General features: G+C 64.3%; 13 protein-coding genes. 5 read left to right on the top strand and 8 right to left on the bottom strand.

The window, feature by feature from the left end; translation table 11 throughout:
• Position 1 precedes the first annotated feature (1 nt).
• The 3 genes from Q2941_RS31680 to Q2941_RS31670 all read left to right on the top strand — a co-directional run bounded on the left by Q2941_RS31680 (position 2) and on the right by Q2941_RS31670 (position 4,812).
• Complete coding sequence (locus Q2941_RS31680; protein WP_027521832.1) at positions 2 to 3,154, top strand: multidrug efflux RND transporter permease subunit; 3,153 nt, start codon at positions 2 to 4, stop codon at positions 3,152 to 3,154.
• A gap of 103 nt (positions 3,155 to 3,257) precedes the next feature.
• Positions 3,258 to 3,509: a hypothetical protein gene (locus tag Q2941_RS31675; RefSeq protein ID WP_254109091.1), complete on the top strand. Its 252-nt coding sequence runs from the start codon at positions 3,258 to 3,260 to the stop codon at positions 3,507 to 3,509.
• Between the two features lie 175 nt (positions 3,510 to 3,684).
• Positions 3,685 to 4,812 carry an AAA family ATPase gene (locus Q2941_RS31670; protein WP_458194857.1) on the top strand — a complete coding sequence of 376 codons (1,128 nt, stop codon included), beginning with the start codon at positions 3,685 to 3,687 and terminating at the stop codon, positions 4,810 to 4,812.
• Positions 4,813 to 5,244: 432 nt separating this feature from the next.
• Here the strand turns inward: Q2941_RS31670 and Q2941_RS31665 are convergent, their stop codons facing one another.
• From Q2941_RS31665 to tkt, 8 genes are all read right to left on the bottom strand, one after another.
• Entirely contained in the window at positions 5,245 to 6,036 is a 792-nt protein-coding gene (locus Q2941_RS31665) for an inositol monophosphatase family protein (protein WP_458194856.1), read from the bottom strand.
• A gap of 183 nt (positions 6,037 to 6,219) precedes the next feature.
• Positions 6,220 to 7,323: a tetratricopeptide repeat protein gene (locus tag Q2941_RS31660; RefSeq protein WP_254109089.1), complete on the bottom strand. Its 1,104-nt coding sequence runs from the start codon at positions 7,321 to 7,323 to the stop codon at positions 6,220 to 6,222.
• Positions 7,324 to 7,332: 9 nt separating this feature from the next.
• Entirely contained in the window at positions 7,333 to 8,007 is a 675-nt protein-coding gene (locus tag Q2941_RS31655; protein ID WP_027521836.1) for a thiamine phosphate synthase, read from the bottom strand.
• Between the two features lie 2 nt (positions 8,008 to 8,009).
• The gene (locus Q2941_RS31650; protein WP_458194855.1) at positions 8,010 to 9,035 is read right to left on the bottom strand and encodes a class I fructose-bisphosphate aldolase; all 1,026 of its coding nucleotides are present in this window, start codon (positions 9,033 to 9,035) and stop codon (positions 8,010 to 8,012) included.
• Positions 9,036 to 9,327: 292 nt separating this feature from the next.
• Positions 9,328 to 10,395: a class II fructose-bisphosphate aldolase gene (gene fba, locus Q2941_RS31645; protein WP_027521838.1), complete on the bottom strand. Its 1,068-nt coding sequence runs from the start codon at positions 10,393 to 10,395 to the stop codon at positions 9,328 to 9,330.
• A gap of 39 nt (positions 10,396 to 10,434) precedes the next feature.
• Positions 10,435 to 11,628, bottom strand: coding sequence for a phosphoglycerate kinase (locus tag Q2941_RS31640; protein ID WP_458194854.1), 1,194 nt, complete (start codon positions 11,626 to 11,628; stop codon positions 10,435 to 10,437).
• A gap of 166 nt (positions 11,629 to 11,794) precedes the next feature.
• Entirely contained in the window at positions 11,795 to 12,802 is a 1,008-nt protein-coding gene (gene gap / locus Q2941_RS31635; RefSeq protein WP_027521840.1) for a type I glyceraldehyde-3-phosphate dehydrogenase, read from the bottom strand.
• Positions 12,803 to 12,949: 147 nt separating this feature from the next.
• Positions 12,950 to 14,932: a transketolase gene (gene tkt, locus Q2941_RS31630; protein ID WP_458194853.1), complete on the bottom strand. Its 1,983-nt coding sequence runs from the start codon at positions 14,930 to 14,932 to the stop codon at positions 12,950 to 12,952.
• Between the two features lie 370 nt (positions 14,933 to 15,302).
• On the opposite strand from tkt, the gene Q2941_RS31625 reads away from it, so the two are divergent.
• Complete coding sequence (locus tag Q2941_RS31625; RefSeq protein WP_027521842.1) at positions 15,303 to 15,623, top strand: DUF4164 domain-containing protein; 321 nt, start codon at positions 15,303 to 15,305, stop codon at positions 15,621 to 15,623.
• On the top strand, positions 15,620 to 16,003 hold the full coding sequence (locus Q2941_RS31620; RefSeq protein ID WP_027521843.1) for a cell division protein ZapA: 384 nt from the start codon (positions 15,620 to 15,622) through the stop codon (positions 16,001 to 16,003). The genes Q2941_RS31625 and Q2941_RS31620 overlap by 4 nt, the downstream gene beginning before the upstream one ends.
• The last annotated feature ends 4 nt before the right edge of the window (positions 16,004 to 16,007 follow it).

Below are 16,007 nucleotides of genomic sequence, written 5' to 3'. Positions count from 1 at the left end.
CATGCCGAGCTTCTTCATCGACAGGCCGATCTTCGCCTGGGTGGTCGCGTTGTTCATCTGCTTGATCGGCGCAATCTCGATCCCGCTATTGCCGATCGCGCAATATCCGATCATCGCGCCGCCCTCGATCTCGATCTCGACCAGCTACCCCGGCGCCTCACCGGAAAACCTCTACAACAGTGTCACGCGGCTGATCGAAGAGGAGCTCAACGGCGCCTCCGGCATCCTCAACTTCGAATCGACCAGCGACTCGCTCGGCCAGGTCGAGATCATCGCCAACTTCGTTCCTGGCACCGACACCGGCGCGGCCTCGGTCGAGGTGCAGAACCGCATCAAGCGTGTCGAGGCGCGGCTGCCGCGCGCGGTGATCCAGCAGGGTATCCTGATCGAGGAAGCATCGAGCGCCGTGCTGCAGATCATCACGCTGAACTCGACCGACGGCAGCCTGGATGAGGTCGGGCTCGGCGACTTCATGATCCGCAACGTGCTCGGCGAGATCCGCCGCATCCCCGGCGTCGGCCGCGCCACGCTCTATTCGACCGAGCGCTCGCTTCGCGTCTGGGTCGATCCGGCAAAGCTCGTCGGCTATGGGCTGACGGCGGATGACGTCAACAAGGCGATCAGCGCGCAGAACGCGCAGGTCGCCTCCGGCAGCATCGGCGCCGAGCCGTCGACGGCCGACCAGCGCATCTCCGCGCTGGTGCTGGTCAAGGGCCAGCTCTCCTCCCCGGATGAGTTCGGCGCCATCATCCTTCGCGCCAATCCCGATGGTTCGACCGTACGGCTGCGCGACGTCGCGCGCGTCGAGGTCGGTGGTCTCAGCTATCAGTTCAACACCCGCCTGAACGGCAAGCCGACCGCGGGCCTCTCAGTGCTGCTGTCGCCGACCGGCAATGCGCTCGCGACCGCGAGCGCGGTCGAGGCCAAGATGAAGGAGCTGTCGCGCTTCTTCCCGGCCAACATCAGTTACGAGATTCCCTACAACATCACGCCTGTCGTCGAGGCCTCGATCAAGAAGGTACTATCGACGCTGGTCGAGGCCGTGGTGCTGGTATTCGTGGTGATGTTCTTATTTCTGCAGAACATTCGCTACACCATCATCCCGACCATCGTGGTGCCGGTGGCACTGCTGGGCGCCTGCACCACGCTGCTGCTCGCCGGCTACTCCATCAACATGCTCTCGATGTTCGGCATGGTGCTCGCGGTCGGTATCCTCGTCGACGATGCCATCGTCGTGGTCGAGAACGTCGAGCGCATCATGGCCGAAGAAGGCCTGCCGCCGAAGGAAGCGACGCGCAAGGCGATGTCGCAGATCACCGGCGCCATCATCGGCATCACGCTGGTGCTGATGGCCGTGTTCGTGCCGATGGCGTTCTTCCCGGGCTCGGTCGGCATCATCTACCGCCAGTTCTCCGTCACCATGGTCGCCGCGATCGGCTTCTCGGCCTTCCTCGCGCTGTCGCTGACGCCGGCGCTGTGTGCCACGCTGCTCAAACCCGTCGCGGCCGGCCATGGCCATGCGAAGAAGGGCGTGTTCGGCTGGTTCAACCGCATGCTCGAGGGCGGCAAGCAGGGCTATTCCCGCACCGTCGGCTTCTCGCTGAAGCGCACGGGACGGCTGATGCTGGTCTATGCCGCACTGTTGGTCGGCCTGTCCTGGGCTTTCGTCAACCTGCCCGGCGGCTTCTTGCCCGTCGACGACCAGGGCTTTGTCACCACTGACGTGCAGGCGCCGTCGGATTCGTCCTATGCCCGCACCGAGGCGGTGATCGAGAAGGTCGAGAAATATCTCGCCGAACGCCCCGGCGTGAAGGACGTCACCTTCCTCACCGGCTTCAGCTTCTCGGGTCAGGGCATGAATACCGCGCAGGCCTTCATCACGCTGAAGGATTGGTCGGAGCGCGGCCCGAAGGAGTCTGCCGCCGCGATCGTCTCCGACATCAACCGCGACCTGTCCTCGATCCGTGACGCAAAGATCTCGGCGCTCCAGCCGCCGCCGATCGATAATCTCGGTAACTCCTCGGGCTTTTCGTTCCGCCTCCAGGACCGCGGCCAGAAGGGCTATCCGGCCCTGATGCGCGCCGCCGACCAGCTCATCGCGGAGGCCAATGCGAGTCCCGTGCTGCAAAAGGTCTATATCGAGGGCCTGCCCGAGGCGGGCGTGGTCAATCTCGTGATCGACCGCGAAAAAGCCGGCGCCTTTGGCGTCACCTTCGAGGACATCAACAACACGATCTCGACCAATCTCGGCTCGAACTACATCAACGACTTCCCGAACCGCGGCCGCATGCAGCGCGTCGTGGTGCAGGCCGACGCGCGCGACCGCATGAAGACCGAGGACATCCTCAACTACAATGTCAAGAACAGTCGCGGCCAGCTCGTGCCTTTCTCCTCCTTCGCGACGGTCGAATGGTCGCGCGGGCCGACGCAGATCGCGGGTTTCAACTATTATCCGGCGGTGCGCATCTCGGGCGAGGCAAAGCCCGGCTTCACCTCGGGCGATGCGATCGCCGAGATGGAGAAGCTTGCCGGCAAACTGCCGCGCGGCTTCGGTTATGAATGGACCGGGCAGTCGCTGCAGGAGAAGCTGTCGGGCTCGCAGGCGCCGTTCCTGCTCGCGCTCTCGGTGTTCGTGGTGTTCCTGTGTCTGGCCGCGCTCTATGAGAGCTGGACCATTCCGCTCGCGGTGCTCTTGACCGTGCCGCTCGGCGTCACCGGCGCCGTGATCGCGGCGATGCTGCGCGGGCTTCCGAACGACGTCTATTTTACCGTCGGCCTCATCACCATCATCGGCCTTGCGGCGAAGGATGCGATCCTCATCATCGAGTTCGCCAAGGACTTGCGCAAAGAGGGCAAGCCACTGGTGGAAGCCACCATCGAGGCCTGCCGCCTGCGCTTCCGCCCGATCCTGATGACCGGCCTTGCCTTCATCTGCGGCGTGCTGCCGATGGCGATCGCCCACGGCGCCGGCGGCGCCAGCCAGCAATCGCTCGGCACCGTCGTGATGGGCGGCATGATCGCGGTGGTGATCCTGGCGCTGCTGATGGTGCCGGTGTTCTTCGTCTCCGTGCAGCGCGTGCTGGCGGGAGACAGGGAGCCGAAGGCCGCGAAGGACAGCGAGGCGTATGGGCCGCCGGCGGAGGTTAAGCGATAGCTCCGCGCGAATCCTTACCAAAGCTTCACATTCTCTGACGGAACCCGACGTAGGCAAATCTGATTGCCCGCGGGGTTAGGGGTTCCACGGAGAAATCGTCAAAATGTTGAAGAAGCTTCTTTCCGCTGCTGCTGTCGGCACCGGCGTGCTGATGATGTCGACCTTCACCGCATCGGCGGCAATCATGTGCCAGGGCCACACCTGCTGGCACACGCATGAGGCCTACGACTTTCCTCACGAAGCAGGGGTCGTCGTTCACGAGGACAAATGGCACTGGGGCCCGCGCGAAAAGTTTGCGTTCCGCGAGCACGAGGGCCGCGGTTACTGGCGCGGCCGCAAATGGGTGGCGTGGTAACAGCCGCCGTGTGACCTGAGACGGGAGGCCGCGATCTTGCGGCCTCCAAGTCGCGCGACGTCAAACAGGCGTTCGGCTTGCTTTCGCAGGAGCGTCGATCCAGAGTGCATCCCTGGATTGAACATGTGCATTCGCGCCGCGAAAGCACGTACAGCCTGCCGATTGAGAGCATGTGATGCGTCCGACCGACATTGCGATCTCGAACTATCGCTCCATTCGGCGGCTCTCGATACCAATCCATCCCCTGTCCGTCTTCGTGGGCGAGAATGGCGTCGGCAAATCCAATCTCTACAAGTCCTTGTCGCTTTTGCGCGACGCGGCGACCGGGCGGATCACGCGCACGATCGCCGACGAAGGTGGATTGAATTCAGTCTGCTGGTCCGGCATTCGCAAGCGTGGCGAGGATGGGCGACTACGGTTGTCGGCCAGGTTCGACCGTCTCAAATATTCCATCGAGATCGGATTTCCCGGCCCTCTCGAGGCAGCGTTTTCCGGCGAGCCGATGATCAAGGCCGAAACTATCGAGGCGACACAGGGCAAGCGAACGGTTCAGCTGATGGAGCGGAAGAACGCGCTTGTCAGCGTGCGCGGCGAGAGCGGCACCTGGAGCAGCCACAAGGATGCGGTGCTGCCGTCCGAGACGGCGCTTGCGGGTTTTTCCGATGGCAAGGAATGCCCCGAAATCGATGTGATCAGAAACGCAATCCTCGGTTGGCGATTCTATCACGACTTTCGTACCGATCCGGCGTCACCGATACGAAAGCCCTGTCTGGCGATCACGACGCCCTCGCTCAGCGCCGATGGAAGCGATCTGGCTGCGGCCCTGGCGACGCTCTATACTATCAGGGAAGACGCCATCGACCTTCAGGACGCCATCCAGGATGCATTCCCGGGCGCTGAGCTCCGCGCATGGGAAGCGAGCGGCTTGTGCGAGTTTGATCTGCAGCTGGAGGATATGCCGCGGCCGTTCAGGGCGCATGAACTATCCGACGGGACGCTGAAATACATTTGTCTGCTCGCGGTGTTCATGGGTTATCGGCTTCCGCCGTTCATCGCGCTGAACGAACCCGAGGCTAGCTTGCATCCCTCGCTCCTGGCGCCCTTGGCCCGGCTGATCGCCAAGGCATCACGCCGCGCCGACATCTGGATCGTCACCCATTCGGAACAGCTGATGGAGGCATTGCGAAGCGAGAGCTCTGTCCCGCTTCGCCGGGTCATCAAGTCGAAAGGGGCTACGACGATCGAGGGCCTGACTCTCGGCGGGGAATATCGCGACGAGGAATCGGGCGATGATGATTCTTAGCCGCGGCAGATCGAGCCGCAGCGCTGCCGCGCCAGCGGTTTGGGAAGGGGCAAGTGATCGATGAGAATCGTGGCCGTCATGGCGATCGCTTACATACTTACGGGCGCTCTCTACGTTTGGCGTGATTTCCGAAAGCCGATCGATAACCAACCCGGCTATGTCAGGTAGGGCGGGATACTGGCTTCCCGGTACGCTGTCTTCGGCATGTCGCGGCGGTGTCTTGCGAGATCAAGCCGTTCCATGGGCAATCTTTGCTGCCCTCACCGTCGCCGGGCTTTACTTCTCGAATATATAATTCCCCGCAGGCAGGGCATCGAGTCCGCCGCTTCCGTCCGTATCCAACGAACGTCTCTGGAATACTGGATCACCCGCTTTCTGTTTAGTCCGGGGACATGGAAGGCGGGTGATGACAGCGGAGAACGTGGCGGCTTATTACGCCGACTTCCGCAAGATCTTCACCAACTCGCCGTGCACGAACTCGTTGCCGCACACGACGTGGCCGGTCACCAGTGCGTCGCCCGGGGTTTCGATGTCGCTGACGGTGCCACCCGCTTCGCGGACCATGATCTGGCCGGCAGCGATGTCCCAGGATTGCAAATTGCGCTCCCAGTAGCCGTCGAGGCGGCCGGCGGCGACGAAGGCGAGGTCGAGGGAGGCGGCGCCGAAACGGCGCAGGCCCGCCACGCGGTCCTGGATCGCGGTCATCTCGCGGCGGAAGGATTCGTGGTCGCCGCGGCCGATATGCGGCAGGCCGCAGGCGATGACGCATTCGTTGAGCTGGCGGCGGCCGGCCACCCGCAGGCGCTGGTCGTTGAGGAAGGCGCCCTTGCCGCGCTCGGCGATGTAGAGCTCGTCATTGGCGGGGTTGTAGATCACGCCCGCGATCACGGTACCTTCGCGCGACAGCGCGATCGAGATCGCGAATTGCGGAATGCCGTGCAGGAAGTTGGTGGTGCCGTCGAGGGGATCGACGATCCAGGTGTGGCTCTTGTCGGTGCCTTCACGCGTGCCGCCTTCCTCGCCGATGAAGCCGTAGCCGGGGCGGGCCTTGGCGAGGTCCTGGTAGAGGATCTCTTCGGCGCGCCTGTCGGCGAGCGAGACGAAATTCGCAGGGCCCTTCAGCGAGACCTGCAAGTGCTCGATCTCGCCGAGATCGCGCTTGAGGCTGCGGCCGGCGCGGCGCGCGGCTTTGACCATGACGTTGATAGTTGCGGAATACAGCATGAGATCAGTCTTGATTTGCAGGAATTCGGCCCTCAAGCGCGATGAGATTGGGATAAACCGTCATCGCGCTTCAGGTTGTTGTTTGAGCATGATCTTTTCGGAAAACCGCTACGCACTTTTCCGGATCATGCTCTAGCCGCTCGATTTGGGGACTGGGTGCCCTGCGGCCGGGCTGGCGTCAAGTCATTTGGTCCCGAGCCATTTCTTGGCGGCGGCCTCGGCCTTGGCCCGGTCCTCGGGGGCCAGATCGCTCAATTGCTTGTCGAGATCGGGTTCGCCCTTGCCGGCGGTTCGGGCGATAAGATGCCATTTGAAACCCTCGATCTTGTCTACCGGCGTACCGTCACCATAAATCAGCACCCAAGCCAGTCGGCTCTGTGCGATTGGGCTACCCTGGCGGGCCGCCTTGCGCAGTAGCGCCACAGCGGCTGGCTTGTTCCTCGGCGTGCCGGTGCCGTTGAACAGCGCGATGGCATATTCGACCTCGGCATCGACATTGTCGGCGAGCGAGGCGGCCTGAAGCAGCCGCACCGCCCGGTCGATGTCCTTCGGCACGCCGGTGCCTTCCTTGTAGAAGGTCGCGAGCGCGTATTGCGCCTCGGGTAGCCCCGCATCTGCGGCCTGGCGCAGCAGCTCGGCCGAGCGCCTGACGTCCTGCGGCAGCGTCTGCCCGTCGAGATAGAGCAGCGCGAGATTGTAGGCGGCCTTTGGCTCGCCGAGCTTGGCGGCTGAGGCGAGCAGTTTTACCGCGTCGCCCTTGTCGATCGGGCCGCCGCGGCCGGCCACGCGCATCATCGCGAGCTCGAACATCGCCTCCCGGTCGCCGGCATCCGACGCGCGTTTGTACCATTCGGCGGCCTTGACATAGTCGCGCTTGATGCCGAGGGCGTTGGAATAGAGCTGGCCCAGCATGGTCATCGCCTTGGGATCGCCGGCTTGCGCTCGCGCGGTAGCAAGGTCGAAGGCGGTCTTGTACTGGCCGCGCTGATAGGCGCCGTACACGAGGTCGGCATTGGAATTGTCTGTCGGCGGCGCCGGGATCACGGTCGCGGCCGGCGGCGGGCTCGGCGAGGCCGAGGGTTTTGGCGCCGGCGCGGCCTCCTTCTTCTTGGTGATCGCGTGCGGCTTGGCCGCAGATTTTTCCTTTGGATTTTCCTTTGGATTTTCTTTGGGTTTCTCGGGCGCAGGGCTCGGCGTTGCCGCCGGCGGCGTCAGCGAGAGCTGCGCGGCCGCAGGCGTGGCGAGGAGTAACAGCGCCAGGAACGATGTGGAAAGCGGGGGCTTCATGATCGGCTGCTAGCCATGCTCCCGGCTTGCGGGCGCTTCCGCATAGGCCTTCTTGATCGCGGCTTCCGCGTCGACCAGCGCAGCCTTCGGCCCGCGCGGGTCGGCCCAGATGAAATCGCCAACCAGCACGAAATCCGCGCCCGCAGCGGCGAACTCGAAGGCTTCCGCCAATGAGGTGGCAAAGCCGACGCAGGGCGGCTCGAACAGCTCTGCCCACCAGTCCAGCCGCTCCGCGATCGCCTGCACCGAGGGGCGCTGGCCGTTTGCGTCGGGCTCGCCGAACAGCACGTAATCCGCGCCCATCTCGCCTGCGCTCATGGAATCATGCCTGGTCGTGAGCCCGCCGACGCCGGCGATGCGGTTCGGCTTCAGCGACGGCATGGCTTCTTCGAGCGCGGCGATGCCGATCAGATGCGCGCCATCGGCGCCGCCGCGCGCGACCAGCTCGACATGGCCGTCGAGCAGCAACGCAGCGCCGGCCTTCTGAACGACCGGCGCCAGCGCCTTCACCCGCGTGATCATCGTGCGCTGGTCTGTTTCCTTCAGTCGCACCAGCACGGCCGCGACATCGGCGGCGGCGAGCAGAGCGGGCAGCTCGCCGAGAAGGGAAGCGGGGTCGTCGACGAGCGGCGTCGCGAGATAAAGCCGCGGCGCCGGGCGCGCGGAAGCGGAATTGTTCGACAAGTCTACGCCGCCTTCTTTTCGAGCCCGCTGTCCCATTCGCCGCGGCTGGCGAGCGCGTTCATCCGCGCGCGATGGGCGAAGGCGCTTTGACCGGCCGCGACGTTTTCCGCCTTGCCCGACCAGGCCTTCTGCGGCGCGGCCTGGAGCGCGCGGCCATAGGAGAAGGTCAGCCGCCACGGCAGCGGGCCAAGCCTGTTCATGGCATCGAGATGCGCGGTTGCCTCCTCGTCGGACTGGCCGCCGGAGAGGAATGCGATGCCGGGCACTGCGGCCGGCACGCACGCCTTCAGCAGACGCACGGTCTTCTCGGCGACCTCCGCGACGGGGGCCTGCTTGGGGCACTTCTTGCCTGAGACTGCCATGTTGGGCTTCAGCACCATGCCTTCGAGCGCGACGCGCTGCACGCGCAATTCCTGGAACGTCTTGTTGAGCACGCGCTGCGTGACGTCATAGCAGCGGTCGATGTCGTGGTCGCCGTCCATCAGTACCTCCGGCTCGACGATCGGCACGATCTGCGTGGCCTGGCACAGCGCCGCGTAGCGCGCCAGCGCATGCGCGTTGACGCTGATGGCCGTCATCGAGGGGATGCCGCTGCCGATGTCGATCACCGCGCGCCATTTGGCGAAGCGGGCGCCGCGCTCATAGTATTTCTCCAGCCGCTCGGCGAGCTTGTCCAGGCCGACGGTAACGAGCTCGCCCGGGCACATCGGCAGTGCCTGCGTGCCCTCATCGACCTTGATGCCGGGAATGGCGCCGCTCGCTTCGATCAGCTTCACCAGCGGGGTGCCATCCTTGGCATTCTGCCAGATCGTCTCGTCATAGAGGATGACGCCGGAGATGTGCTGGCTCATGGCGTCTTTGGAGCGAAACAGCATCTCGCGGTAGTCGCGGCGGTTGTCTTCGGTGGATTCGACACCGATTGCGTCAAAACGTTTCTTGATGGTGCCGGAGGATTCGTCGGCGGCGAGGATGCCCTTGCCGGGCGTAACCATGGCCTGTGCGACCTTGTTGAGCTCAGTCAGATTCATCGAGAGGTCCTCCCAAAACGTTTCTGCCTTGCCCGCGAAAATAGACCGTTCTCGGGCAATTGCCGAGTTAACGTTGGTCGCAGGGTAAAGGGGGGAGATCGTTAGGGTCTGCGTTTTTGACCGGTCTGGGCGACCGCTTACCTCGCCCCGCTTGCGGGGAGAGGTCGCATCGCATCGAAGATGCGATGCGGGTGAGCGGGACTCTCCGCGAATTCGACTGTTACCGCATTTGCTGAGGCGGCCCCTCACCCCAACCCTCTCCCCGCGAGGGGCGGGGAGAGGGAGGGATAGATCACGCAATCTTCGGGTTGAGTTCGCCCTTGGCGTAGCGCTTGGCCATTTCGGCGGTGGTCAGGACGCGCTTGATCTTGGAGGCCTGGCCGGCGGTGTTGAACTCCTGGAGCCGCTGCTTGCACAGCTTGGTCATGGCTTCCATGGCCGGCTTCAGATACTTGCGCGGATCGAACTCTTCCGGGTTGTCCTTCAGGACCTTGCGGATCTGGCCGGTCATCGCCATGCGGTTGTCGGTGTCGATGTTGATCTTGCGCACGCCGTTCTTGATGCCGCGCTGGATCTCGGCGACCGGCACGCCCCAGGTCGGCTTCATCTTGCCGCCGTTGGCGTTGATGATCTCCTGAAGCTCCTGCGGCACCGAGGAGGAGCCGTGCATCACAAGATGCGTGTTCGGCAGCTTGCGGTGGATCTCCTCGATCACGTTCATGGCAAGGATGTCGCCATCCGGCTTGCGGGTGAACTTGTAGGCGCCGTGCGAGGTGCCCATCGCGATCGCGAGCGCGTCGACCTGGGTCTCCTTGACGAACTTCACGGCCTCATCCGGATTGGTCAGGAGCTGGTCGTGCGACAGCTTGCCCTCGGCGCCGTGGCCGTCTTCCTTGTCGCCCATGCCGGTCTCGAGCGAGCCGAGCACGCCGAGTTCGCCTTCCACCGAGATGCCGCCGAGATGGGCCATGTCCGTTACGGTCTTGGTGACGCCGACATTGTAGCCCCAGTCGCCGGGGGTCTTGCCGTCGGCCTTCAGCGAGCCGTCCATCATGACGGAGGTGAAGCCGGCCTGGATCGCGGTCATGCAGGTCGCCGGCTCGTTGCCGTGGTCGAGATGCACGCAGACCGGGATGTGCGGATAGATCTCGGTGACCGCGTCCATCATGTGCTTGAGCATGACGTCATTGGCGTAGGAGCGCGCGCCGCGCGAGGCCTGGATGATGACGGGCGCATCGACCTGGTTGGCCGCGTCCATGATCGCCAGCGCCTGCTCCATGTTGTTGATGTTGAAGGCCGGTACGCCGTAATCGTTCTCCGCCGCATGGTCGAGCAATTGACGCAACGTGATCCGAGCCATCTCTGTTTTTCTCCCGTTTCGGCCTTCCGGCCAACTAACTTACTTTGTGCGCAAAACCTCGACGCCGGGCAGGGGCTTGCCTTCCATCCATTCAAGAAATGCGCCACCGGCGGTCGAGACATAGGTGAAATCGGAGCCGACACCAGCCTGGTTGAGCGCCGCGACGGTGTCGCCACCGCCTGCGATCGAGATCAGCTTCTTGGTTTTGGTGCGTTCGGCGGCGTGCTTGGCGGCCGCCACGGTGCCGCGGTCGAACGGCTGAAGCTCGAAGGCTCCAAGCGGGCCGTTCCAGACCAGCGTTGCCGCATCGTCGATCGCGGCATGGATGCGCACAACCGATTGCGGGCCGACGTCGAGGATCATGCCATCAGCCGGGATCGCATCGAGCCCGTAGGCATGCGAGGGCGCATTGGCGGCGAAATGATAGGCGACGGTGGCGTCGACCGGGAGGATGATCGCGCAGTTCGCGGCCTCGGCCTTCTCCATGATGCGCACCGCCGTTGCGGCGAGATCCTTTTCGGCCAGCGACTTGCCGACCGCAACGCCCTGGGCGTGCAGGAAGGTATTGGCCATGCCGCCGCCGATCACGAGCGCATCGACCTTGCTGACGAGGTTTTCCAGGAGGTCGATCTTGGTCGAGACCTTGGCGCCGCCGATGATCGCGATGACGGGCTTGGTCGGTGCTTCCAGCGCCTTTTCCAGCGCATCCAACTCGGCCTGCATGGTGCGGCCGGCATAGGCCGGCAGCTTGTGGCCGAGGCCCTCGGTCGAGGCGTGGGCGCGGTGCGCGGCGGAGAAGGCGTCATTGACCCAGATGTCGCCGAGCTTTGCCAATTCCGCGACGAAGGTGGGATCGTTCTTCTCTTCCTCTTTGCGGAAGCGGGTGTTTTCCAGGCACAGGATGTCGCCATCGTTCAGCGCCGCCACGGCCTTGGCCGCGGGCTCGCCGATGCAATCGTCGGCAAATGCAACCGGCTTCTTCACGACCTTCGACAGCGCTTCGGCCACCGGTTTGAGCGAATCCTTGGGGTCGCGTCCCTTCGGCCGGCCGAAATGCGCGAGCAGGATGACCTTGCCGCCCTTGTCGGAGATTTCGGTAATGGTCGGCGCGACGCGCTCGAGCCGCGTTGCGTCGGTGACGCGCCCGTTGTCCATGGGCACGTTGAGATCGACGCGCAGCAGCACGCGCTTGCCCTTCACGTCGACGTCGTCGAGGGTGCGAAATCTGGCCATGTTTCTGATCACTCGTTAACTGGCGACGTTACGGCGCATCGCGCTCAGGTGGATTGCCTTCCTGCCTGGTCGTTACCTTGCTTCCCTGGCGCATGCCGTACGCGATCAATGCGAACAGCAGGATGACGCCAGGAATTCCGATCCAGGCAGGAAGCATCGCGCTCCCTTAGATCACCTTGCTCATCGCAACGGCGGTGTCCGCCATGCGGTTCGAGAAACCCCACTCGTTGTCGTACCAGGACATCACGCGCACCAGCGTGCCGTTCTGCACCTTGGTCTGGTCCTCGTGGAACGTGGAGGAGTGCGGGTCGTGGTTGAAGTCGATCGAGACGTTCGGTGCCGTGGTGTAGCCGAGGATGCCCTTGAGCTGCTGCTCGGAGGCGCGCTTCATCGCCGCGTTGACTTCCTTGGCGTCGGTGGCGCGCTTGGCGACGATCTTGAGGTCGACGACCGAGACGTTCGGGGTCGGCACGCGGATCGCGACGCCGTCGAGCTTGCCCTTCAGCTCCGGCAGCACGAGGCCGATCGCCTTCGCAGCGCCGGTCGAGGTCGGGATCATCGACATCGCCGCGGCGCGGCCGCGGTAGAGATCCTTGTGCAGCGTGTCCAGCGTCGGCTGGTCGCCGGTGTAGGCGTGGATCGTCGTCATGAAGCCCGTCTCGATGCCGACGAGGTCGTTCAGCACCTTGGCGATCGGGGCCAGGCAGTTGGTGGTGCAGGAGCCGTTCGAGACGACCAGATGATTCTTCGTCAGCGTGTCGTGGTTGACACCGTAGACGATGGTTGCGTCGGCGCCGTCGGCGGGTGCGGAGACCAGCACGCGCTTGGCGCCGGCGGTCAGATGCAAGGCGGCCTTGTCCTTCGAGGTGAAGATGCCGGTGCACTCCATCGCGATGTCGACGCCGAGATCTTTCCAGGGCAGCTTCGAAGGATCGCGCTCGGCGGTCACCTTGATCTTGCCGTTGCCGAGATTGATCGTATCGCCGTCGACGGTCACGGTTCCCGGGAAGCGGCCGTGCACGGAGTCGAAGCGGAGCAGATGCGCGTTGGTCTCGACCGGTCCGAGATCGTTGATGGCGACCACCTCGACGTCCTTGCGGCCGGACTCCGCGATGGCGCGCAGGATGTTGCGGCCGATGCGGCCAAAACCGTTAATTGCAACGCGGACTGCCATCTTTCGTCTCCTTCAATGACCGTTGTCATCCCGCGGAACGCTAGCTAGCGCGCCTGCGAGGGTTTTTAGGGCGGACGCCCGGTTCGGCCGGGCGGTACTTGATCATATGGGGAGCTTGGTAGTCCTTTTTTCCGGCAAGCTCAACTCTCAGGAAATGCGCTTCAGGACAGCGTTAACTGCAGCCTCGGCGGTAATTCCAAAGTGCTTGAAAAGGTCCTTGGCAGGCGCGCTCGCGCCGAAGGAATGCATGCCGATAAATTCGCCATCCTGGCCGATCACGGCATCCCAGCCCCAGCGGACCGCGGCCTCGATCGCGACCTTGACCGGCGCGTTGCCGATGATGGCGGCACGCTTCGCCTCTGGTTGCGCTAACAAGAGCTCGAGCGAGGGCACCGAGACCACCCGCGTCGGGATGCCGCGCTCGGCGAGCTGCTTTTGGGCGGCGACCGCGATCTCGACCTCGGAGCCCGAGGCGAACAGCGTCGCCTTGGCCTCGCCTTGGGCGGCGACCAGCTCGTAGGCGCCGTACTGGCAGGGGTTCTCGTTCGCGGAGCTGCGGAGCTGCGGCAGGTTCTGGCGCGTCAGTGCGAGCACCGTCGGACCGTCGATACGGTTCAGCGCCAGCTCCCAGCACTCGGCGACCTCGATGGAGTCGCAGGGGCGCAACACGCGCATGTTCGGAATAGCGCGCAGCGCGGCGAGATGCTCGACCGGCTGATGGGTCGGGCCGTCTTCGCCAAGCCCGATGGAATCGTGGGTCATGACGTAGACGACGCCTGCGCCCATCAAGGCGGCAATCCGCATCGCAGGCCGCGCGTAATCCGTGAACACCAGGAAGGTCGCGCCATTCGGCGCGAAGCCGCCGTGCAGGAAGATGCCATTCATCGCGGCGCACATGCCGTGCTCGCGAATGCCGTAATGGATGAAGCGGCCCTTCGGCGTCTTGGCGGAGAAGGCGACCGCCGACTTCGCCTTGTTGTTGTTGGAGCCGGTGAGGTCGGCCGAACCCGCCAAAAATTCCATCGGCATCGCGGCGGCGATCGCCTCGATCGCAGCTTCGGAGGATTTGCGCGTCGCGACGTTGAGTGGATTTTCCAGAAGGCCCTTCTTGTGCGCCTTCAGCGCCTTCGCGAGCGAAGCGGGGCGCTCATGACGCAGGCGGCGCTCGAACTCGGCGCGCTTGCGGCTGCCGAGTTCACCAATCCGCGCTTCCCACTCCTGCCGTGCGGCCGCGCCACGGCTGCCAGCCGCGCGCCAGGCCTTGAGCACGTCGTCGGGCACCGAGAACGGCTCGAGCGAGATGCCGAGATTTTCCTTGGCGGCCTTCAGCTCGTCGGCGCCAAGCGCCTCGCCATGCACCTTCGCGGTACCGGCCTTATGCGGCGCGCCATAGCCGATGGTGGTGCGGCAGGCGATCAGCGTCGGCTTGTTGGATTTTTTTGCGCGCGTGATCGCGGCGGATATTGCGGCCTGGTCCTGGCCGTCGATCTTCTCGGCGGCCCAGCCCGCCGACTTGAAGCGCTTCACCTGGTCGACCGAGTCTGCGATCGAGGTCGGGCCGTCGATCGAGATGCCGTTGTCGTCATAGAGCACGATCAGCTTATTGAGCTTCCAGTGCCCGGCCATGGCGATGGCTTCCTGCGACACGCCTTCCATCAGGTCGCCGTCGGAGGCGAGCACGTAGGTGTGGTGATCGACAATCTTCTTGCCGAACTCCGCCGCGAGCATTTTCTCGGCGAGCGCCATGCCGACTGCGGCGGAAATGCCCTGGCCGAGCGGGCCGGTGGTGGTCTCGATGCCCTTGGTGTGGAAGTTCTCGGGGTGGCCGGGGGTCAGCGATCCCAGCTGGCGGAAGTGTCTGAGCTGGTCCACCGTCATGTCCGGATTGCCGGTCAGGAACAGCAGCGAATAGAGCAGCATCGAGCCGTGGCCGGCCGACAGCACGAAGCGGTCGCGGTCGGGCCAGGCGGGTGCCTGGGCGTCGAATTTCAGGAACTGCGTGAACAGGACGGTCGCGATGTCAGCGGCTCCCATCGGCAGGCCGGGATGGCCGGACTTGGCCTTCTCGACCGCGTCCATCGAGAGCCCGCGGATCGCATTGGCCATACGGGTGGGATCGACCTGCGTCATGTCTGAAATCCGTCTGAAATGAGGCGCTTGGTGGCGGTGTACGCCCGCGCGGGAAGGAGCCTTTCGGCCGCTGGAAGGTCGGGGGCTGGATAGCACCTCGGTTCCGGGAGTCCAAGGCAATCGAACGTCATCCCCGGGCGAAAAGTTGCTCCAAGCGCGATCCGAAAAGCCCCAACAGTGGTCGCGCGCGACAGGAACCTGTCGGGGCGGGACGCCCGATCCCGATCTATCGGTGCATAGTTCTGCCGCGGCGTTGCGCTTCGCTTCCCTGCCACGTAAATTTCTGCTTCTAAGCGCTTGCCGAACCGAGTCTTTTGCCGAGCGGCAAGTCCTGGTGAAAAGGCCAACACAAGGGTCCGCCGCTGACTGCATGAGCGATCGCGCTGCCAACAGTTCCGCCATGACGGAGTCCGCCGCCGTCGAGATCGAGATCGCGACCCGGAGACTCACGTCGGCGCTCGACGCGCTTGAGAGCGCGGTCGAGCGACGGCGCGATGCCGATCGCGACGAGAACGAGCTCGCGACGCGCATCCAGGCGCTGGGCACGGACCGATCGCGACTCGCCGACGAGCTCGACGGTGCGCTGATGAAGGCGCGCAAGCTCGAGCGCACCAATCGCGAAATCTCCGATCGGCTGGATTCCGCGATCGTCACGATACGTTCGGTGCTCGATACCGGAGAGGACGGATGAGCCACATCAACGTCACCATCAACGGCCGGCAATATCGCATGGCCTGCGAGGAAGGGCAGGAGGTGCGACTGTTGAAGCTCGCCGAAGGCCTGGAGTCGCGGATCCAGAACCTGCGCGGAAAATTCGGCGAGATTGGTGACGCGCGGCTCACCGTGATGGCGGCACTCACCGCGTGCGACGAACTGGTCGATGCCGGCAACCGCATCCGGACGCTGGAAGCCGAGGTGAACGAGCTGCGGGATTTCCGCAATGCCGCCGCCGAGCGGGCCCGGATGACGCAGACCGCGGTGGTCAATGCGCTGAACGCCGCCGCCGAGCGCATCGAGAAATCGACCCAGGTCCTGAACCGGACCGTCGGCAACGGGATTGCGATCGGTTGACGAA

Source organism: Bradyrhizobium sp. UFLA05-153, from assembly GCF_054185185.1.
This window is presented reverse-complemented; position numbering and strand designations above follow the sequence as displayed.